Raw genomic sequence first — 21,002 nt, 5'->3', positions numbered from 1 at the left:
TGGAGGGACGACTGATGAGTAAGACATATTTTTTACCTACTAGGGATTTAGTCATATTCCCAGGGATAGTGACCCCTCTTTATGTAGGTAGATTGAAAAGTATAAATACTCTTGAAGCAGCGGTAAATAGTAAAGGAAAACTAATTTTGTGTATGCAAAAAGATGCTGCTAAAGAGGAACCAGATTTAGAAAAGGATATGCATAAAATAGGCGTTGTAGCAAATGTTTTGCAAATAGTAAAAATGCCAAACAATAATATAAAAGTGTTAGTAGAAGCTGAAGATAGAGTAGAGATAGGCGTAACTGAGGTAATAGATGAAATATATAAAGCTGAATATAATTTATTAAAATCTACAAAAGGAAATACAAAAGAAGCTGAAGCTGTTTATAGAAAAGTTTTAGGAATATTTGAAAAGTATGTAGCACTTACTGGAAAAGTATCTTCAGAGCTTTTAGTAAATCTTAAGGGAATAAAAAATATAAATAATGCTTTGGACATAATAGCAGCTAATCTTCCACTAAAAAGTGACAAGAAACAGGAGTTATTAGAAGTTTTAGATGTTACTGAAAGAGGAATAAAAATATTAGAGCTTTTAGCTTCAGAGATGGAAATAGTTTCTTTAGAGAAAAAAATAGATGATAAAGTAAAAGCGAAGATGAATGAAGCGCAAAAAAATTACTTTATAAAAGAAAAAATAAATGCTATGAAAGAGGAGCTTGGAGATTATTCACAAGATGATGATATGCTTGAGTTGGTAGAGAAGGTAAAAAAAGTAAAACTTCCTAAGGATGTAAAAGCAAAAATAGATAGTGAGATGAAAAAACTATCTAAGATGCCACCTTTTTCTGCTGAAGCAACTGTTTCTAGAAATTATATTGAAACAGTTATAGAATTACCATGGGAAAAAGTAACAAAAGATATAGTAGATTTAAAAAAGGCTAATGAAATTCTAGAAAGAGATCATTATGGGCTAAAAGATGCTAAAAGTAAAGTTTTAGACTTTTTAGCTGTGAAAAAATTAAATCCTAATATGAAGGGAAGTATTCTTTGCTTTGCTGGACCTCCTGGAATAGGGAAAACATCTCTTGTAAAATCAATAGCAGATGCTATGGGAAGAAAATTTGTAAGAGTATCACTTGGTGGGGTAAGAGATGAAGCTGAAATAAGAGGTCATAGAAGAACTTATATAGGATCTATGCCTGGAAAACTTATAAAAGCTATAAAAGAAGCAGGAACTAAAAATCCAGTTATTTTACTTGATGAGATTGATAAAATGTCTAATGATTATAAAGGAGATCCAGCTTCTGCTATGCTTGAGGTATTAGATCCAGAACAAAATAGCCATTTTGAAGACCACTATATAGATATGCCTTTTGATTTATCAAAAGTGTTCTTTGTAGCAACGGCAAATGATTTAAGAACTATATCAGCTCCTTTAAGAGACAGAATGGAGATAGTAAATATCTCTTCTTATACAGAATTTGAAAAACTACATATAGCTAAAAAATATTTAATAAAGCAAGCTAAAGAGGAGAATGGACTTAAAGATATTGAACTTTCTTTATCTGACAATGTAATTTTAAAAATTATAGATGAATATACTAGAGAGGCAGGAGTTAGAAATTTAAAAAGGGAGATAATAACTTTATGTAGAAAAGTAGCTAGAGAAGTTGTGGAAGAGAAAAAGAAAAAAATAGTTATCAAAACAAATACTCTTGAGAAATACTTAGGAAAACCTAAGTTTAGACCAGAAAAACAAAAAGAAAAAGTTCCAAAATTAGGAGTGGTAAATGGACTTGCTTGGACAGCAGTAGGAGGAGTTACTCTTGAAGTACAAGGAGTAGCTATTCCAGGAAAAGGAGAGATATCTCTAACAGGTTCTCTAGGAAATGTTATGAAGGAGTCAGCACAGGTAGCTTATACTTTTGTAAAAGCTAATATAGATAAATATAAACCTCTTCAAGAGGATTTCTTTGAGAAAAAAGCTATACACTTACACTTCCCAGAAGGAGCTACACCAAAAGATGGACCATCTGCTGGTATAACTATAACTTCTGCAATAATATCTGTACTTACTGGTAGAAAAATAAGACAAGATATAGCTATGACTGGAGAGATAAGTATTACAGGAGAAGTTTTAGCTATTGGTGGAGTAAAGGAAAAGGTTATAGGAGCTCACAGAGCTGGTATTAGAGAGGTAATATTACCAGAAGATAATAGAATTGATAAAGATGAAATTCCAGCAGAGATAGCAAAAGAGATGAAGATACATTTTGCTACTACTTATGAAGATGTAGAGAAGCTAGTTTTTGCTAAATAGTGAGAGTGATAAAATATGAGGATAAAACAAGCTGAATTTGTAAAATCTGCAGTATATGAGAAAGATTATCCAATTGAACTCAATAATATGGAATTTGCCTTTGTAGGTCGTTCTAATGTTGGGAAATCTTCTCTTATAAATAGTATTACTGGAAGAAAAAAATTAGCAAAGACGAGTAAAACTCCAGGAAGAACACAGCTTATAAATTATTTTAAAGTAAATAATGAGTTTTATATAGTGGATTTACCTGGATATGGATTTGCTAAGGTACCCAAAGAGATGAAGGCTGAATGGGGAAAAACAATGGAAAGATATATAACAAGTACAAGAAAAAAACTTGTATTTGTACTACTAGATATAAGAAGAATACCTAGTGAAGAAGATATAGAGATGCTTGTCTGGTTAGATCATCATAATATACCATTTAAAATAATCTTTACTAAGATAGATAAAGTATCTAATAATGAAAAATCTAAATGTTTAAAAGATATAAAAAAAAAGCTTGAATTTTATGATGACGATGTATTTTTCCACTCATCACTTAATAATACAGGAAAAGAGAATATTTTAAATTATATAGATTCCCTTTTAATAAAAAAGGAGATGAAAGAGGAGGCATAGATGGAAGAGTTAAATAAGACATATTCCCCTAAGGAAATAGAGTCTAAATGGTATAAGATATGGGAAGATTCTAAATATTTTGCTGGTAAAATTGAAGAAGGAAAAGAGAGCTATTCAATAGTTATACCTCCTCCAAATATAACAGGAATACTTCATATGGGACATATACTAGATAACTCTATACAAGATACATTAATAAGATATAAGAGAATGTGTGGTCTAAATACTCTTTGGGTACCTGGATGTGACCATGCTGGTATAGCTACTCAAAATAAAGTTGAGAGAATGTTAGCTGAGCAAGGAATAAAGAAAGAGGATTTAGGAAGAGAAAAATTTTTAGAAGAGACTTGGAAATGGAAAGAAAAATATGGTGGAATAATAACTAACCAACTTAGAAAGATAGGTGCTTCTCTTGATTGGGATAGAGAGAGATTTACTATGGATGAAGGACTTTCTAAAGCTGTTAGAAAGATATTTGTTGACCTATACAATGATGGATTAATCTATCAAGGAGAGTATATGGTAAACTGGTGTCCTAGATGTGGAACAGCTCTAGCTGATGACGAGGTAGACCATGCTGAAAAAGATGGAAATCTATGGCACTTAAAATATCCAGTAAAAGATTTAGATGAGTATATTATAATAGCTACATCAAGACCAGAAACTATGCTTGCTGACGTAGCTGTAGCTGTACATCCTGAAGATGAAAGATATAAACACTTAGTTGGTAAAAAATTAATACTTCCATTAGTAGGAAGAGAGATTCCTGTAATAGCTGATGAATATGTTGAAATGGAATTTGGAACAGGAGCTTTAAAAATAACTCCAGCACATGATCCTAACGATTTTAACTTAGGGAAAAAATATGATCTACCTATTATAAATATGCTTACTCCAGAGGGAAATGTAGTAGATGATTATCCTAGGTATGCTGGAATGGATAGATTTGAAGCTAGAAAAGCAATAGTTAAAGAGTTAGAAGAGAATGGAGTACTTGTAAAAGTAGAAAGTTTAAAGCATAATGTAGGGCACTGCTATAGATGTTCAACAGTTGTTGAGCCAAGAGTTTCTAAACAATGGTTTGTAAAAATGGAACCACTTGCTAAAAAAGCTCTTGAAGTGGTAAGAAATGGAGAAATAAAAATAATTCCTAAGAGAATGGAAAAAATTTATTTCAACTGGCTAGAAAATATAAGAGATTGGTGTATCTCTAGACAATTATGGTGGGGACATAGAATACCAGCTTGGTATGGACCAGATAACCATATGTTTGTAGCTATGACAGAAGAGGAAGCGTATGTTCAAGCAAAAGCTCACTATGGAAAAGATGTAAAATTAGTACAAGAGGAAGATGTACTAGATACTTGGTTTTCATCTGCATTATGGCCTTTCTCAACTATGGGTTGGCCAGAAAAAACTAAAGAATTAGAAACTTTCTATCCAACTTCAACACTAGTTACAGGAGCAGATATCATATTCTTCTGGGTAGCTAGAATGATAATGTTTGGATTATATGAAATGAAAGAGATACCATTTAAAAATGTATTCTTCCATGGAATCGTAAGAGATGAGATAGGAAGAAAGATGTCAAAATCTCTTGGAAATTCTCCAGACCCATTAAATTTAATTGAAGAGTATGGAGCAGATGCTATAAGATTCTCTATGCTTTACAACACTTCTCAAGGACAAGATGTTCACTTCTCTGAAAAACTTTTAGAGATGGGAAGAAACTTTGGAAATAAAATTTGGAACGTGGCTAGATTTGTTATCATGAACCTAGAAGGGTTTTATGTAAAATCTGTAAATAAAGATGAGTTAAGATTTGAACTTGTGGATGAGTGGATATTCTCAAAATTAAATGAAACTACTAAAGAGGTACATGATTGTCTTGATAAATTCCTACTTGATGATGCTGCTAAAGCTGTATATGAATTTTTAAGAGGAGATTTCTGTGACTGGTATGTAGAGCTTGCAAAAGTAAGATTATACAATAATGAAGAGTCTGGAAAAAAATCTAAAACAACAGCTCAATATGTATTATGGACAGTATTAGAAGCAGGACTAAAACTTCTACACCCATTCATGCCATTTATAACTGAAGAGATTTGGCAAAAGATAAAAGTAGAGGGAGAGACTATAATGTTATCTCAATTCCCAGTTGTAGATGAAGCTCAAATTAAACCAGAAGTAGTAAACTCTTTTAAATATATTCAAGGAGTAATCTCTTCTCTAAGAAATATTAAAGCTGAAATGGGAATATCTCCAGCTAAAGAGGTAAAAGTAGTTATAAAAACTTCTGATGAAAATGAGTTAAAAACTTTAGAAGACAACTATCTATTTATTACTAAGTTAGCTAAGATAGAGGAAATGACTTATGGTAAAGATGTAACTAAGCCAGAGCAAAGTGGATTTAGAGTAACTGGAAATTCAGAAGTATATATGATACTTACAGGACTTTTAAATGTAGAAGCTGAGATTAAAAAGATAACTGAGCAAATAGAAAAAGTTCAAAAGGATTTAGATAAAGTAAATGCTAAATTAGCTGATGAAAGATTTACTTCTAAAGCTCCAGCTCATATTTTAGAAAGAGAAAGAAGAATTCAAAAAGAGTATCAAGATAAAATGGATAAATTAACTGAGAATTTGAAGAACTTTCAGTAGAGAGTTAGATAAAAGGGACTGTTGCAATGAAGTTGCAACTGCCCTTTTTCTTTTAATAAATGGGAGGGTATTATGATAAAGGCTGTATTTTTTGATATAGATGGCACATTAGTTAGTTTTAAAACTCATAGAGTTCCTAATAGTACGTTAGAGGCTATAAAAATATTGCAAACAAAAGGCATAAAGGTATTTGTGGCAACAGGAAGACATCCGTCAATTTTGACTGTAGGAAATAATGTAGGTGAGATAGATTTTGATGGATTTGTAACTTTAAATGGACAATATTGCTTTACAAAGACTGGAGAAACTATATATGAAAATAGTATCTGTAAAGAAGATATAGTATCTTTATTAGAATTTATGAAGGAAAATAAATTTCCTTGTGCCTTTGTGGAAGATAAAGATACTTATATAAATTATATAGATGATGTAGTAGTAAATCTTTTAAAAAGTGTAAATGTTCCCTTACCTCCAATTGAAGATATAGAAAGAGCAAAAGAGGGAAAAGTATTTCAGTTGAATCCATATGTTCCTGTGGAATTTGAAGAAGAAATTATGAAAGTTTTGCCTAATTGTGAAGCTACAAGATGGAGTCCTACTTTTATAGATGTAATACCAGCTGGTGGAGGAAAACATGTGGCTATTGAAAAAATAATAGAATATTATGGTTACAAAAAAGATGAGGTAATGGCTTTTGGTGATGGAGGAAATGATAAGACAATGCTTATAGCAGCAGGGATAGGTATTGCTATGGGAAATGCTAATGAAGATGTAAAAAAAATAGCTGATTATGTGACTACCTCGGTAGATGATGATGGGGTAATAAAGGCGTTAAAGTATTTTAATATAATATAAGAAATTAATGAAATTATAAAAAATAGTATAAAGTTTTAATAAAAATTATACATTAGGAAAAATTTGTGATAAAATATGTGATATAATCATATTAACTATATACAATTTTTTAATCTAGGGGAGTTGGTGGTTTTGGATTTACATTATTTAAAAATATTTTATGAAGTAGCTAAGGAGAAAAGTTTTACAAAGGCTGCAAGTAAATTATATATAAATCAATCAGCGGTATCTATTCAAGTAAAAAAGTTTGAAGAAATATTGAATGCAAAACTGTTTGACAGAAGCTCGAAAAAGATAAAGTTAACTTATACAGGAGAAGCTCTATACAAGATGGCAGAAGATATTTTCGATAAAGTGAAAAGGGCTGAGAAAGAAATATCAAGAATAATAGATTTAGATAGAGCAAAAATCTCAGTAGGAGCCACTTCCGTAATAGGAGAGCCTCTTATTCCAAGATTGATGAAGGGATTTTCAAAAGTACATGAAGAAATAGAGTATGAGTTAACTATAGGAGATAAGAATTGGTTATTAAAACTTTTGAAAGAGGGAGATCTAGATATTTTAATTATAGATGAAGAGCATATAAATGATCCTAATTTAGAGATTATAACAATAGAAAAGATGCCTTATGTCTTAATAAGTACAAAAGAGTATCATAATATGGAAAGTGTAGCACAAGATCCACTTATTACAAGAAGAAATATTCCAAATAATAATGAAGCAATAGCGGCTATTGAAGATAAATATAAAGTTACATTTAATAGTAAAATAAATGTAAATGGGAGTTTAGAGATAATAAAGGGAATGGTAAGAGAAGAGATAGGAAATGTTATTTTACCTTATTATTCTGTACATAAAGAGATTGAAAAGGGAGAGTTTAAGATAATATATAAAGTCAGTGATGTAAAAGATGGATACCAAGTAGTTATCACAAAAGATAAGAAAAGTTTAATTCAAATAATTAAATTTATTAACTTTATACAAGACTATAAAATTCAATACTAGGAGGTGTTTATGAATTTATTAGAATCGTATAAAATAGAACTTGCTCTTTTAGAAAATTTTATAAAAGAGGAAGAAGAGAGAAGGGAAACAGAAAAAGTAGCAAAAGAGTTAGCTGATGTTTTTACAAAGGGAAATAAAGTTTTGATTTGTGGAAACGGTGGAAGTAATTGTGATGCTCTACATTTTGCTGAGGAGTTTACAGGAAGATTTAGAGGAGATAGAAAGGCATTACCTGCTATAGCTATTTCAGATTCATCACATATAACTTGTGTAGGAAATGACTATGGATTTGACTATATTTTTTCTAGAGGAGTAGAAGCCTATGGAAAAGAGGGAGATATGTTTTTTGGTATCTCTACAAGTGGAAACTCACCAAATGTTATAAAGGCAGTAGAAGCTGCTAAAAAACTTGGAATGAAAACTTGCGTCCTATTAGGAAAAGATGGTGGAAAACTTAAGGGAATGTGTGACTATGAGTTTATAATTCCTGGAAAAACTTCAGATAGAATTCAAGAGATACATATGATGATACTTCATATTATTATAGAAGGTGTAGAGAGAATAATGTTCCCAGAGAACTATTAAAAATGGAGGCTTAGCCTCCATTTTATATTACTTATTTCTTAAATTCCATTCCCAAGCAGTTCTAATAATATCTTTTACATCAGTGTAAACTGGTTTCCAATTAAGTTCAGCTACAGCTTTTTTACTAGAAGCTATAACACAAGGAGGGTCTCCAGCTCTTCTACCAGTTATCTCTGCTGGAATATCTATTTTAGTAACCTCTTTAGCAGCATTTAACATTTCAAGTACAGAAAAACCATTTCCATTTCCTAAGTTATATATATTACTTTTATTTTCGGCTAATTTATTTAATGAAAGGATATGAGCTCTTACTAAATCTACTACATGAATATAATCTCTTATACCAGTTCCATCTTTAGTATCAAAATCATTTCCATAGATAGATAATTTTGGAATATCCCCTTTAGCCGCTTTTAAAATAAGAGGAATAAGGGCAGTGATTCCCTCTCCCTTTTGTCCTATATTATGTTTTTCATGAGCTCCACCTACATTGAAGTATCTAAAAATAGAGTAATTTAATCCATAAGCTTTAGCACAATCCATAATTATTTTTTCAGACATAAGTTTACTCATACCATATGGATTAATTGGGAGAGTAGAGTGAGTTTCTTCTACAGGTTCAGGCTCTTTTACGTCTCCATAAACAGCAGCAGTAGAAGAGAACACAATATTTTTAACTCCATGTTTTCTCATAGATTCAATAAGACACATTACTGTATAAGTATTATTAAAATAATATTTATTTGGCTCAACTACACTTTCTGGAACCTTTATATAACCAGCAAAATGCATAACAGCATCGATTTTATTTTCATCAAATATTTTATCCATAATATTACTATCTTGAACATTTCCTTGATAAAATTTGGCTCTTTTATCAACTAACTCTATAAATCCATTTTCTAATGAATCAATTACTATAACATTATATCCAGAATCTAAAAGTTCAGCTACAGCATGACTTCCTATATATCCAGCTCCACCAGTAACCAATATATTTTTCATGTATTTACCTCCAATGAATTTTTATTACTATAATTATAACATAAAATATTAATATTTTTAAATATATGTTCTATTAGTATAAAATAAAAAATATGTTGAGAAAATTTTAAAATTGTAATAAAATATTATAAAAGAATATTAACTATGAATTTTTATTTCATAAATTTAGGGAGGGTTTTATGGAAAAAATAATTTTGAAGAATGCTAAAATAGTTTTGACAGATAGAATAATTAATGGAGCAATTGTATTAAATGATGGAAAAATAAAGAAAATATATGAAGGGACAGTGATAAGTGAAAAAGATGGAATTGATCTTCAGGGCAAATATGTTGTACCTGGATTTATAGATGTGCATATTCATGGAGCTGGGGGAGCAGATGCTATGGATAATACAGAAGAGGCTCTTAGAACTATTTCAAAATATATAGTAAAACATGGAACAACTAATTTCTTAGCTACAACACTTACAAGTTCTAAAGAGACTTTAAAAGAGGTATTAGAAAAAATAGGAAAATTACAAAATGAAGATATAGAAGGAGCAACTATATTTGGAGCACATATGGAGGGACCATATTTTGATGTTCAATATAAGGGGGCTCAAAACGATAAATATATAACACCTGCTGGAGTTGAAGAGATAGAAGAATATTTAAGTATTAAACCTGGACTAGTAAAACTATTCTCTATGGCTGCTAAAGGTGAGGGAGCACTAGAATCTATAAAATATCTAAAAGAAAATGGGGTAGTAGTTTCAGTGGGACACTCTGGAATATCTTTTGAAGAGGTGCAAAGTGCTGTGAAAGCTGGAATAAGTCATGCAACTCATACTTTCAATGGAATGAAAGGATTTACACATAGAGAACCAGGGGTAGCTGGAGCTGTAATGGTAAATGATAATATTAACGCAGAGATAATTTTTGATAAAATTCATGTTCATCCAGAAGCTGTAAGATTATTAATAAAAGCTAAAGGAGTGGACAAAGTAGTTTGTATAACAGATGCTATGTGTGCTACTGGATTACCTGCTGGAAACTATAAACTTGGAGAATTAGATGTATATGTAAAAGATGGACAAGCTAGACTTGTAAGTAATGACTCTCTTGCTGGAAGCGTACTTACTTTAGATAAGGCATTTAAACATGTAATAGAGTTAGGATATAGTATTTTTGATGCTGTAAAAATGACAAGTACAAATGCAGCAAAAGAATTTGGATTGAATGCCGGTATTTTACAAGAGGAAAAAGATGCTGACATAGTAGTATTAAATTCAGATTATTCAGTTAATATGACAATAGTTAAAGGAAAAATTAAATATCAAATATAATATTATTGACAAAAGAAGAAAAATATAGTAGAATACTCCTGTTGTAGTAAGTATTTTGCCTGGATGGCGGAACAGGTAGACGCACAGGACTTAAAATCCTGTGGTATTTAGTTACCGTGCCGGTTCGATTCCGGCTCTAGGCACCACTTTTGAGACTGAGCACATCTGAATAGGTGTGCTTTTTTTTATAAGAAAATAAAGGAGGAAATATGAAGGATTTTATAAAAAAATTAAAAAATAAAGTATTGAAGAAAGAGAGAATAACTTTTGAAGATGCTAAAAGATTATGCTCGATCTCTGTTGATGAAAAAAATATATTTGAGGAGTTATGTAACTCAGCAGATGAAATAAGAGAAAAATTTTGTGGGAACATTTTTGACTTATGTACAATAACTAATGCTAAATCTGGAAAGTGTAGTGAAGATTGTAAATATTGTGCTCAATCAGCTCATTTTAAAACAGGAGTAGAAGTATATCCTCTAATATCTAAAGAAAAAGCTTTAGATGAAGCTAAAAAAGTAGAGATAGAGGGAGCTAATAGATACTCTTTGGTAACAAGTGGAAGAGGTCTTAATGGAGATAGTGAAGAGAGTGATAGATTAGCAGAAATATATAACTATTTAAAAGAAAATACAAATCTTTCTCTTTGTGCTTCTCATGGAATATCAGATAAAAAAGCTTTAGAAAAACTTTTTAAAGCTGGAGTAAAGACTTATCATCATAATTTAGAAAGTTCAAGAGAGTTTTATGGAAATATCTGTACTACTCATACTTATGATGAGAGAATAAAAACTATAAAACTAGCTCAAGAAGTAGGATTACAAGTATGTAGTGGAGGAATATGGGGGCTTGGAGAAAGTGAAGAGGATAGAATAAAAATGGCTTTTGAGCTGCAAAAGTTAGGAGTATTCTCTATACCTATTAATATTTTAATGCCAATACCTGGGACTCCTTTAGAAAATAATAAACCATTAGAGCCAAGAGAGATTCTAAAAATGATAGCTATATATAGATTTATTTTACCAGAGGCATATTTAAGATACGCTGGTGGAAGAATAAAACTTGGAGAATTACAAGAAAAAGGAATAAAGTCTGGAATTAATTCTGCTCTTACAGGAAACTTTTTAACAACTACTGGAACTACTATAGAGAGCGATAAGGCTATGGTAAGGAGAAATGGATATGAAATTAAATAAGGGATTTTTTGTAATAGGAACAGATACAGGAATAGGAAAAACCTATGTGAGCTCACTACTATACAAAGGAATAAAGGATAGAGATGGAGGATACTATAAGCCAGTACAGAGTGGTTGTACAAGAAAAGATGGAAAATTAGTAGCACCAGATGTAGATTTTGTATGTTCTATGGCAGAAGTAGAGTATGATGACAAGATGGTAACTTATACTTTAGAAGCAGAAGTATCACCACATTTAGCTAGTGAATTAGAGAATACAGAGATAGATATAGAAAATATAATGAAAGATTGGGAAAATTTAAAAGCGAGATATAAGTATATGGTAGTAGAGGGAGCTGGAGGACTATATGTTCCCCTTATTAGAGATAAATTCTATATCTTTGATTTGATAAAAAAAATGGAATTACCTGTAATATTAGTATGTAGTAGTAGAGTGGGAGCTATTAATCACTCTATGCTTACAATAGAGATGTTGAAAAAGCTAGAAATAGAGATACAAGGATTGGTTTTTAATAAGGTAACTAATGACTTTGAAAGAGATTATTTTGAAAAGGATAATATAGATATAGTTTTAAAACTAAGTGGAATAAAAAATAGTCTAATTATAAGAGAGGGAGAAAGAACTATACCAGAGAAAGAGTTAGAAAAATTTTTAGGAATAGAGGTAAAATAGATGAGTAAATTAAGCAGCTTACAAGAAAAAGATTTAAAATATATCTTTCACCCATGTTCACAGATGAAAGATTATGAGAAATTACCACCAATGATTATAAAAAAAGCTGAAGGATTATATTTAGAAGATGAGTTTGGAAATAGATATATGGATTGTGTAGGAAGCTGGTGGGTAAATCTTTTTGGGCACTGTAATCCTAGAATTAATAGAGTAATAAAGGAGCAAATAGATAAATTAGAGCATGTACTATTTGTCAATTTTTCCCATGAAGCAGCGATAGAGTTAGCTGAAGAGTTAATAAAGGTAGTACCAAAAGGGATAGAAAAATTTCTTTTTGCTGATAATGGTTCATCTAGTATAGAGATGGCTTTGAAACTTAGTTTTCAATATCATCAACAAAGTGGAAATCCTAAAAGAACAAAATTTATATCTCTAAGTAATGCTTATCATGGAGAAACAGTAGGAGCACTAGGAGTAGGAGATGTAGATATATTTACTAAAACATATAGACCTCTTATAAAAGAGGGATTAAAAGCTGATAAACCAGAGTGCTTTAGATGTCCATATGGAAAGAATTATTCTACTTGTGAAGCTCAGTGCTTTGAAAGAATGGAAAAATTAATAGAGGAAAATAGAGGTGAGATAGCTGCTGTAATAATAGAGCCAGTGGTACAAGGAGCAGCAGGAATGAAAATCTATTCTCCCATATATATAAAAAAGTTGAGAGAGATTACTAAAAAATATGGTATCCATTTAATAGCAGATGAGATAGCTGTTGGATTTGGCAGAACAGGAAAGATGTTTGCTATGGAACACGCTGGAGTGAGTCCAGATATTATGTGTATGTCTAAGGGACTTACAGCTGGATACTATCCAATGGCAATAATAGGAATTACTCAAGAGATATATGATAGTTTTTACGCTGACTATCTTGAAGGAAAATCTTTTCTACACTCTCATACATACTCTGGAAACCCAATAGGATGTAGAATAGCTTTAGAGGTATTGAGAATATTTAGAGAGGAAAATATCTTAGAGATGATAGAAGAAAAGGGAGAGTATCTTAGAAAAAAAGCTCAAGAGGTATTTGAAGGACATCCATACATAGGAGAATATAGGCAGATAGGAATGATAGGAGCTCTTGAGTTTGTAAAAGATAGAGATAATAAGGAGCTTTTTCCAAGTGAAGAGAGAGCAGGTTATGAAATCTACAAGATAGCTTTAAAAAAGGGAGCACTACTTAGACCATTAGGAAATGTAATCTATTTTATGCCGCCATATATAATTACAAAAGAAGAGATAGATAAGATGCTAGAGATTTGTAAAGAGTCTATAGATGAGTATATAGATAGAAGAAATAAAGATAAATAAAAAATTTTCAGGGGAGACTTATGAAAAAAGAGAAAATATTAGAGGAATTAGAAAAATTACAGGAGATAAAAAATTATAGAGTATTGAGAGAGCAGGATGAAAAACTTTTAAATCTATCATCTAATGATTATTTAGGAATAGCCAATGATGTAACTCTTAAAGAGGAGTTTTATAAAGGGTATAGACCTAAACTTTCTTCAAGCTCATCAAGACTTATAGATGGTTCATATAGTGAGATAATGGAGCTTGAAAAAAGAGCAAAAGAGATATATGGTAAACCTTGTATAATGTTTAATTCTGGTTTTGATGCTAATTCATCTCTTATAGAAACTTTTTGTGATAAAAATACTTTAATACTTACAGATAGGTTAAATCATGCTAGTATATATGATGGAATAGTCAATAGTGGAGCTGAATTTTTAAGATATAAGCATTTGGATATGGTGGGATTAGAGAAACTTTTACAAAAATATTCAGATAGATATGAAGATATTTTAGTTATTTCTGAAAGCGTTTATAGTATGGATGGAGATATAGCTGATATTGAAAAATTAGTGGAATTAAAAAGAAAATACAATTTTTCTTTAATGTTAGATGAGGCTCATTCCTATGGAGTTTATGGTTATGGTATAGCTTATAACTTAAAGCTTGTCAGTGAGATAGATTTTTTAGTAATTCCTCTTGGAAAAGGTGGAGGTTCTATGGGAGCTATGGTAATTTGTGAGGGATATCTTAAAAACTATATAATAAATAAAAGTAGAAAGTTTATATTTTCAACTGCACTACCTCCAGTAAATAGTTCTTGGAATCTTTTTATTCTAGGTAAAATGGAAGAGTTTGATGAGAGAAGAGTGAAATTAGAACTTTTAAAAAATCATACTTTAAAATTGTTAAAAGAAAGAGGAATAGAGACTACATCTACTACTCATATAATAAGTATAATTATAGGAGATAACGAAAGAATTGGAAAGATAAGTCAGAATATGAAAGAGAGAGGGTATCTTTTATATCCTGTGAAGGAGCCAACAGTACCTAAGGGAACAGCAAGATTTAGAATAGGATTAAATCCATATATTACTTTTGAAGAGATAGAAAAATTTGTAGAGGAGTTAAAGTATGAGATTGATACTATTTTTTAATGGTTGGGGAATGGACAGCAGTGTAATAGAGAAAGTGGAGTTGCCAAAAGATACAGAGATAAAAGTCATAAATTTTCCATATAAATTAGATAATTTAGAGGAGTATTTTAGTGAATATGAGGATATATTTTTAGTAGGTTGGTCCTTTGGGAGTTATTATCTAACTAAATGGGTGCTAGCAAATAGAGAAATTAAAAATTTTTCAAAGGTTAAAAAGATAGTTGCTATCAACGGAAATGGAGAGATAATAGGTAAATTTGGAATAACACCAAAGATTTTTGAGTTTACTCTTTCTACATTAACTCCAGAGTCTTTAATCAAATTTTATAAAAATATGGAAATAAGTGAAGAGTTTAAAAATCCTAAAAAAGAGTTTAAAAAGATATTAGAGGAATTGGAATACTTTAAAAATGGTTATAGAGCTCTTGAAAATATTTTTACTGAGATAATAATAGGAATAAGAGATAAAATTGTTCCTGCCTCAAGGCAAAAAAAATATTGTGAAGAGAGTGGAATAAAATACAGAGAATTAGATATGGGGCACTATCCCTTTGAGTTTATAAAAGCTTGGAGTGAAGTAATATGAATTTTGAAAAAAAATTTGATACATATGATGAGAATGCTCACATTCAAAAATCAGTAGCAGATACTCTAGTGGAGTTTTTAGATGAAATGGGAGTATCTAAGGAGAGAGATGTTTTTGAGATAGGATGTGGAACAGGGCTTTTTACTAAGAGATTTATAAAAAAGTTTTCTCCTAAGAAAGTTATATTAAACGATATATATGATGTAGAAAAATATTTAAAAAATGTAAGATATGATGAGTTTATATTGGGAAATATAGAGGAGATAGATATACCTAAGACGGATACAACAGTTTCTAGCTCTGTTTTCCAATGGTTGAAAAATTTTTCAAAGAGTATAGAAAAAATAGCACATTCTACAAATGAGTTGGGATTTTCAATGTATATAGAAGGAAATTTAGAAGAAATAAAACAACATTTTGATATTTCACTAAAATATCTCACACTTGATAATATTATAGAGATTTTAACAAGTCTTTTTTCTAAAGTAAAATGGAAAGAGGAGACTATTGAATTAGAGTTTTCCTCATCAATAGAAGCTCTAAGATATCTAAAAAATACAGGAGTTACAGGATTTGAAAAGAGCTCTATAAGCAAGGTTAGAAATTATGAGAGCAAGAGCTTGACATATAGAGTTGGATATTTTTATTGTAAAAAATAGAGGAGAGGATTTTATGATAAGAGAAAAATGTATAGGAAGTTTTTTAGAGGCTCTTGAAGCTCAAGAATTAGGAGCAGAGAGAATAGAGCTTTGTGATAATTTAGCTGAAGGGGGAACTACTCCATCTTATGGAACAATAAAAATGGTAGTTGAAAAATTGAATATACCAGCTTTTGTAATTATTAGACCAAGAGGAGGAGATTTTTACTATACTCCTGAGGAGATAGAGATTATGAAAGAGGATATTAAGCTTTGTAAAGAGTTAGGAGTAGAGGGAGTAGTAATAGGAGCACTAAATAGAGATAATACTATCAATTATGATGCTATCAAAGAGATGATAGATTTAGCTAAACCTATGTCTATAACTTTTCATAAAGCAATAGATGAGTTAGAAAATCCTGTGGCAGAAGTAAAAAAATTAGCAAACTTAGGAGTGAATAGAATACTTACTTCTGGAACAAAGGAAACGGCATTAGAGGGACAAGAGATTTTGAAAGAGATGATAAAAGAAGCTGGAGAAGATATAATTATAATAGTAGCTGGAAAAGTTACTAAGGATAATTTAGATGAGATATCGAAACTTATTCTAGCTAAAGAATATCATGGGAAAAAAATTATTTAGTGTATAGAAAAAGGGCTTAAGATAACCAAGCCCTTTTTCTAACTATATAAAACATCTTGGGGAAAGATTTTATATAGTTATAATAATATTATTGTGTGTCAAATTTGTGTCTGTTTTTTATAAAAATAGAATTTTTTTTATTTTAGTGAAAAAATTAATTTAGATACTTTTGCTATAATATAAACTTATCTAAATTTTCTTCTTCAGTATCTTTTTTTAGAACTTTTTTGATAAAATTGATATCAATTGTTATTTTTTTTGTTTTTTCGTATGGAGCTTCAAACATTATTTCTTTGAGTAATTCTTCAATTACCGACGCGAGTCTTCTAGCTCCTATATTTTCAATTTTTTCATTTTGAGTGACTGTTATTTCAGCTATTTTTTCAATGGCTCCTTTTGTAAAATTTAATTCTACGTTATCGACACTTAACATGGCTTTATATTGTTTTAATAAATTATATTCAACTTCAGTGAGTATTTTTACAAAGTCTTCTTTTTCAAGATTTTGCAATTTAACTCTGATAGGGAATCTTCCCTGTAATTCTGGCATAAGATCAGATGGAGAGCTTTGAGAAAAAGCTCCAGCTGCTATAAATAATATATGATCAGTTCTAACAGGACCATATTTTGTCATAACTGTACTTCCTTCAACTATAGGAAGTATATCTCTTTGTACTCCCTGCCTAGAAACATCACCTTTTCCAATACCATCTCTTTCAGTTATTTTATCTATTTCATCTATGAAGATAATACCATTATTTTCTACATTTTCTATAACTTCTTCTGTAAGTGCTTCTAAATCTATTTTTTTCTCTATTTCTTCATCTAAAAATAGAGAAAGAGCATTTTTAACGGTAGTAGTCATTTTTTTTACTTTTCCAGGAAGAGAAGACATCATTTGGTCAATAAATTCTCCAATATCTTCACCACCAGATACAACTTCGATAATAGGAATATCATTATCTTTTTTAGGTCTATCTATTTCTATTTCATTATTATCATACTTACCATTTTGAATTTCTTTTTTTATGTTGATTTTTTCCTTATCATTTAAGGAATCATAGGGTTTTAGAATTTTAGCTATTCTTTCAATGGCTGTATCTAAAGAAGATTTTCTTAAAGATAAAAATTTTTCCTCTTTCATTTTTCTATATGTGAGAGACACTAAATCTTTTATAATACTTTCTACATCTTTTCCAACATATCCAACTTCAGTATATTTTGTGGCTTCAACTTTTAAAAAGGGTGCATTAGCAATTTTAGCTATTCTTCTAGCTATTTCTGTTTTTCCTACTCCAGTAGATCCTATAAGTATGATATTTTTAGGAGTTATCTCTTTTTTTAAATTCTCATCTTTCAGCATTCTTCTTCTATCTCTATTTCTTAATGAAATAGCTACGTTTTTTTTAGCTTCATCTTGTGAAATTATATATTTATTTAATTCTTCTACAATTTTTTTAGGCGTAAGTTCTTTGTTTATACCCATATTGTTCTCCTTTTATTAATTTTACTAGTATTATATCACTTTATAATAGTAGTGTAAAGAAATGTGAAATATTAATTTTGAAATATTATTTTTATAAAATCTTGGGAATGGTATAGCTAAGGATAAAGAAAATATAGAGTATATGAGTGAAAATTTTGGGAGAGTAATCAATATTTATAAAAAATAGTAAACTATATATAAAATATATTTTACTTGTGGTGTCATATATTATATAATGACAAAAACGATAGAGGTGCAATTGACAAGAGTAATGTCTCAGAGTTTGACGAACTATGAAGAGATATGAAAGGGGAGATTGCCGAAATAAAAATCAAGGTCAAAGGATTTTTGTTGGTAACTCAGATAATATCTGTTTTACTGTCATTGAGTATTCAATGGAGTGCTATCTAAAGGACTGTTAATTATAGAATATACAAGAAAAAGTATAGAATTTAATTTGAATTAGTTGAAAGATAGCAAAGCTTAAAAGCAAGAGGTATTATAATATTTCAAAGCTTTTACTAGGCTATCTTTTTTTATAATTCATTTAGAAAAATTCGGAGGAAAAAGATGAGATTTTTTGGAACAATGAGAGATAATAATGGAGTACTATCAATAGGAGAAGTTAAGGTAACAGAGTTAGCTAAAAAATATGGAACACCACTATACATAATGGATCAAGAGTTGATCGAAGAAAATATGAAAAAGTATAAAAATAGTTTTAAAAGTAAAAATTTTAAAACACAGATAGTATACGCATCAAAAGCTTTCTTATCAAAAGCTATGTGCCAATTAGTAGAGAAATATGATATAGATATAGATGCTGTTTCTGCAGGAGAATTATACACTATAAAAGCTAGTGGAATAGACATGAAAAAAGTACATATGCATGGAAATAATAAAAGTATAGAAGAGTTGGAAATGTGTGTTGAATATGGAATAGGTAGTATAATTATAGATAATGAATTAGAAATTGAAAATCTCTCAAAAGTATGTGCTAAGAATAATAAAAAGATGAAAGTTATGCTAAGAATAAATATTGGAATAGATGCACATACACATGAGTATATAAAAACTTCAAAACACTCATCTAAATTTGGAGAGTCAATTTTTGATAAAAGATTAGTAGAAATGGTAAAAAGAATTGTAGAAGATAAGAATATGGAGTTTCTTGGATTTCATTGTCATATAGGATCTCAAATATTTGATACGCAGGCTTTTCATGAAGGAATAAAAGTAATGGTAGTAGAAACTAAGAAAATGGAAGAAAAATTAGGAATAAAAATACCAGAAATAAATTTAGGAGGAGGATTTGGAGTATATTACACTGCTGAAGATGTAGAGATAGATATAGAAAGCTTTATGAAGAGTATGATCGAAGTGCTTGAAAAAAATTTACATAAATATGATTTAGATGTGGAAAGAGTATCTATTGAACCAGGAAGAAGTATAGTAGGAAATGCAGGAAGTACTCTTTATACAGTTGGAGGAATAAAACAAACTTATGGTGGAACAAAATATATTTTTATAGATGGAGGAATGACAGATAATATAAGGCCAGCATTATATCAAGCTCAATATGAAGCTACTATAGCTAATAGATTAAATGAAAAAGATAAAGAAATAGTGACGGTTGCAGGGAAATGCTGTGAGTCTGGAGATTTAATTATAAAAAATAAAGAGTTACCAAAAGGAAAAGTAGGAGATTTATTACTAGTTACTACAACTGGAGCCTATGGTTATTCAATGGCTAGTAATTATAATAAATTAACAAGACCAGCAGTAGTATTTGTAAAAAATGGAAAGGCTTCTTTAGTTATAAAAAGAGAGACTTTTGAAGATTTAATAAAAAATGATTTGCTAATTGAATTATAAATTATTTTTAATAAATTAAGTAGATTTTTATAGAAAGGAGAGAATATGAAATTTTCAAAATTACAAGCTGCAGGGAATGATTTTATCTTAGTTAATGGAGTAGAATATAGAGATTTAAATTTGAGCAGTACAGCAAAAAAAGTTTGTGATAGACATTTTGGAATAGGTGCAGATGGATTCATGACTTGTGAAGAGAGTAAAGTTGCAGATATAAAAATGAATTACTATAATTCTGATGGATCAAGAGGAGAGATGTGTGGGAATGGAATAAGATGTTTTTCAAAATTTGTCTATGATAATGGAGTAGTAAGAAAAGAAAATTTTTCAGTAGAAACTGATGCTGGAATAAAATATATAAATCTTACTTTGGAGAATGAAGAGATAAAATATATATCGGTAGATATGGGAAGAGCCGATTTTAGAGCTGCTTCTGTTCCTTGTACGTTAGATAATGAAATTATTTTAGAAAAAGAGATAGAGGTAGAGGGAGAAAAATTAAAAATTTCATCTGTTTTAATGGGAGTACCTCATACTGTGATTTTAGTAGATGATTATGATAACTATGATATAGATAGATTAGGAAAAGCTATAGAGTATAGTATTGATATTTTTCCAAGAAAAACTAATGTAAATTTTATTCAAGTGGTAGATGATGAAAATATTACTATAAAGACTTGGGAGAGAGGAGCTTCAAGAACATTAGGTTGTGGAACAGGGTGTTGTTCAGCTGCTGTTATAGCTCATAAACTTGGAAAAATTAAAGGAAATAGTGTAAAGCTTACCACAGAGGGTGGAGAGGTTTTTGTAACTTTTGATAATGAATATAATGTCATAATGAAAGGTAGTGCAGAAACAATTTGCACTGGAGAGTTTTTAAAATAGTAAAAAAGGAGAAAAAAACTAATTTAGAGTGTTAGTTGATTATCTCCTTTTTTATTTTTTGAAAACAGGAAATAAAATTTAACTTAATATTTTTATAAAATTATAATTATTTTTGTTTTATAATTCTTTTAAATT

Annotated in this window: 18 protein-coding genes, 1 tRNA gene and 1 riboswitch; of the genes, 17 read left to right on the top strand and 2 right to left on the bottom strand. The window is 29.9% G+C overall.

Going from position 1 to position 21,002, the window contains the following annotated elements:
* The first annotated feature begins 14 nt into the window (after positions 1-14).
* The 6 genes from lon (at position 15) to gmhA (ending at position 8,048) form a co-directional block, all read left to right on the top strand.
* Positions 15-2,321: an endopeptidase La gene (gene lon, locus DYA59_RS06600; protein WP_115270574.1), complete on the top strand. Its 2,307-nt coding sequence runs from the start codon at positions 15-17 to the stop codon at positions 2,319-2,321.
* A gap of 15 nt (positions 2,322-2,336) precedes the next feature.
* Positions 2,337-2,942, top strand: coding sequence for a ribosome biogenesis GTP-binding protein YihA/YsxC (gene yihA / locus DYA59_RS06595; RefSeq protein WP_115270572.1), 606 nt, complete (start codon positions 2,337-2,339; stop codon positions 2,940-2,942).
* A complete protein-coding gene (locus tag DYA59_RS06590; protein WP_115270570.1) occupies positions 2,943-5,603 on the top strand; it encodes a valine--tRNA ligase in 2,661 nt (886 codons plus the stop codon). It abuts the gene before it with no gap.
* A gap of 72 nt (positions 5,604-5,675) precedes the next feature.
* Complete coding sequence (locus DYA59_RS06585; protein ID WP_115270568.1) at positions 5,676-6,458, top strand: Cof-type HAD-IIB family hydrolase; 783 nt, start codon at positions 5,676-5,678, stop codon at positions 6,456-6,458.
* Between the two features lie 132 nt (positions 6,459-6,590).
* The gene (locus tag DYA59_RS06580) at positions 6,591-7,463 is read left to right on the top strand and encodes a LysR family transcriptional regulator (protein ID WP_115271514.1); all 873 of its coding nucleotides are present in this window, start codon (positions 6,591-6,593) and stop codon (positions 7,461-7,463) included.
* 9 nt (positions 7,464-7,472) lie between these two features.
* On the top strand, positions 7,473-8,048 hold the full coding sequence (gene gmhA / locus DYA59_RS06575) for a D-sedoheptulose 7-phosphate isomerase (RefSeq protein ID WP_005886481.1): 576 nt from the start codon (positions 7,473-7,475) through the stop codon (positions 8,046-8,048).
* Positions 8,049-8,075: 27 nt separating this feature from the next.
* Here gmhA and galE read toward each other — a convergent pair whose 3' ends face one another.
* Entirely contained in the window at positions 8,076-9,053 is a 978-nt protein-coding gene (gene galE / locus DYA59_RS06570) for a UDP-glucose 4-epimerase GalE (RefSeq protein WP_115270566.1), read from the bottom strand.
* A gap of 179 nt (positions 9,054-9,232) precedes the next feature.
* On the opposite strand from galE, the gene nagA reads away from it, so the two are divergent.
* The 9 genes from nagA (at position 9,233) to DYA59_RS06525 (ending at position 16,624) form a co-directional block, all read left to right on the top strand.
* Entirely contained in the window at positions 9,233-10,378 is a 1,146-nt protein-coding gene (gene nagA / locus DYA59_RS06565; RefSeq protein WP_115270564.1) for an N-acetylglucosamine-6-phosphate deacetylase, read from the top strand.
* Positions 10,379-10,435: 57 nt separating this feature from the next.
* Positions 10,436-10,524: transfer RNA gene (locus tag DYA59_RS06560), tRNA-Leu, on the top strand.
* Between the two features lie 63 nt (positions 10,525-10,587).
* Positions 10,588-11,574, top strand: a complete 987-nt coding sequence (gene bioB, locus DYA59_RS06555; RefSeq protein WP_115270562.1) for a biotin synthase BioB — start codon at positions 10,588-10,590, stop codon at positions 11,572-11,574.
* The gene (gene bioD / locus DYA59_RS06550; protein ID WP_115270560.1) at positions 11,561-12,247 is read left to right on the top strand and encodes a dethiobiotin synthase; all 687 of its coding nucleotides are present in this window, start codon (positions 11,561-11,563) and stop codon (positions 12,245-12,247) included. Before bioB ends, bioD begins: the two co-directional genes overlap by 14 nt.
* The gene (gene bioA, locus DYA59_RS06545; protein ID WP_115270558.1) at positions 12,248-13,618 is read left to right on the top strand and encodes an adenosylmethionine--8-amino-7-oxononanoate transaminase; all 1,371 of its coding nucleotides are present in this window, start codon (positions 12,248-12,250) and stop codon (positions 13,616-13,618) included.
* Between the two features lie 20 nt (positions 13,619-13,638).
* On the top strand, positions 13,639-14,757 hold the full coding sequence (locus DYA59_RS06540; protein WP_115270556.1) for an aminotransferase class I/II-fold pyridoxal phosphate-dependent enzyme: 1,119 nt from the start codon (positions 13,639-13,641) through the stop codon (positions 14,755-14,757).
* Positions 14,735-15,343 (top strand): pimeloyl-ACP methyl esterase BioG family protein, encoded by a 609-nt coding sequence (locus DYA59_RS06535; RefSeq protein ID WP_115270554.1) that lies wholly within the window; start codon positions 14,735-14,737, stop codon positions 15,341-15,343. Before DYA59_RS06540 ends, DYA59_RS06535 begins: the two co-directional genes overlap by 23 nt.
* On the top strand, positions 15,340-16,002 hold the full coding sequence (locus tag DYA59_RS06530) for a methyltransferase domain-containing protein (RefSeq protein ID WP_115270552.1): 663 nt from the start codon (positions 15,340-15,342) through the stop codon (positions 16,000-16,002). The genes DYA59_RS06535 and DYA59_RS06530 overlap by 4 nt, the downstream gene beginning before the upstream one ends.
* Before the next feature lie 13 nt (positions 16,003-16,015).
* Positions 16,016-16,624: a copper homeostasis protein CutC gene (locus tag DYA59_RS06525; protein WP_115271512.1), complete on the top strand. Its 609-nt coding sequence runs from the start codon at positions 16,016-16,018 to the stop codon at positions 16,622-16,624.
* Positions 16,625-16,796: 172 nt separating this feature from the next.
* On the opposite strand, the gene hslU is transcribed toward DYA59_RS06525, so the two are convergent.
* Positions 16,797-18,110, bottom strand: coding sequence for an ATP-dependent protease ATPase subunit HslU (gene hslU / locus DYA59_RS06520; protein ID WP_172606958.1), 1,314 nt, complete (start codon positions 18,108-18,110; stop codon positions 16,797-16,799).
* A 240-nt stretch (positions 18,111-18,350) separates the two neighbouring features.
* Positions 18,351-18,524: riboswitch (Lysine riboswitch) on the top strand.
* Between the two features lie 156 nt (positions 18,525-18,680).
* On the opposite strand from hslU, the gene lysA reads away from it, so the two are divergent.
* Complete coding sequence (lysA, locus tag DYA59_RS06515) at positions 18,681-19,985, top strand: diaminopimelate decarboxylase (protein WP_115270550.1); 1,305 nt, start codon at positions 18,681-18,683, stop codon at positions 19,983-19,985.
* A gap of 45 nt (positions 19,986-20,030) precedes the next feature.
* Positions 20,031-20,867, top strand: a complete 837-nt coding sequence (gene dapF, locus DYA59_RS06510) for a diaminopimelate epimerase (RefSeq protein ID WP_115270548.1) — start codon at positions 20,031-20,033, stop codon at positions 20,865-20,867.
* The last annotated feature ends 135 nt before the right edge of the window (positions 20,868-21,002 follow it).

This window comes from Fusobacterium necrogenes (assembly GCF_900450765.1).
Lineage (GTDB): Bacteria > Fusobacteriota > Fusobacteriia > Fusobacteriales > Fusobacteriaceae > Fusobacterium_A > Fusobacterium_A necrogenes.
The sequence above is the reverse complement of the archived record's forward strand: the minus strand, read 5'-3'. Positions and strand labels throughout refer to the sequence as shown.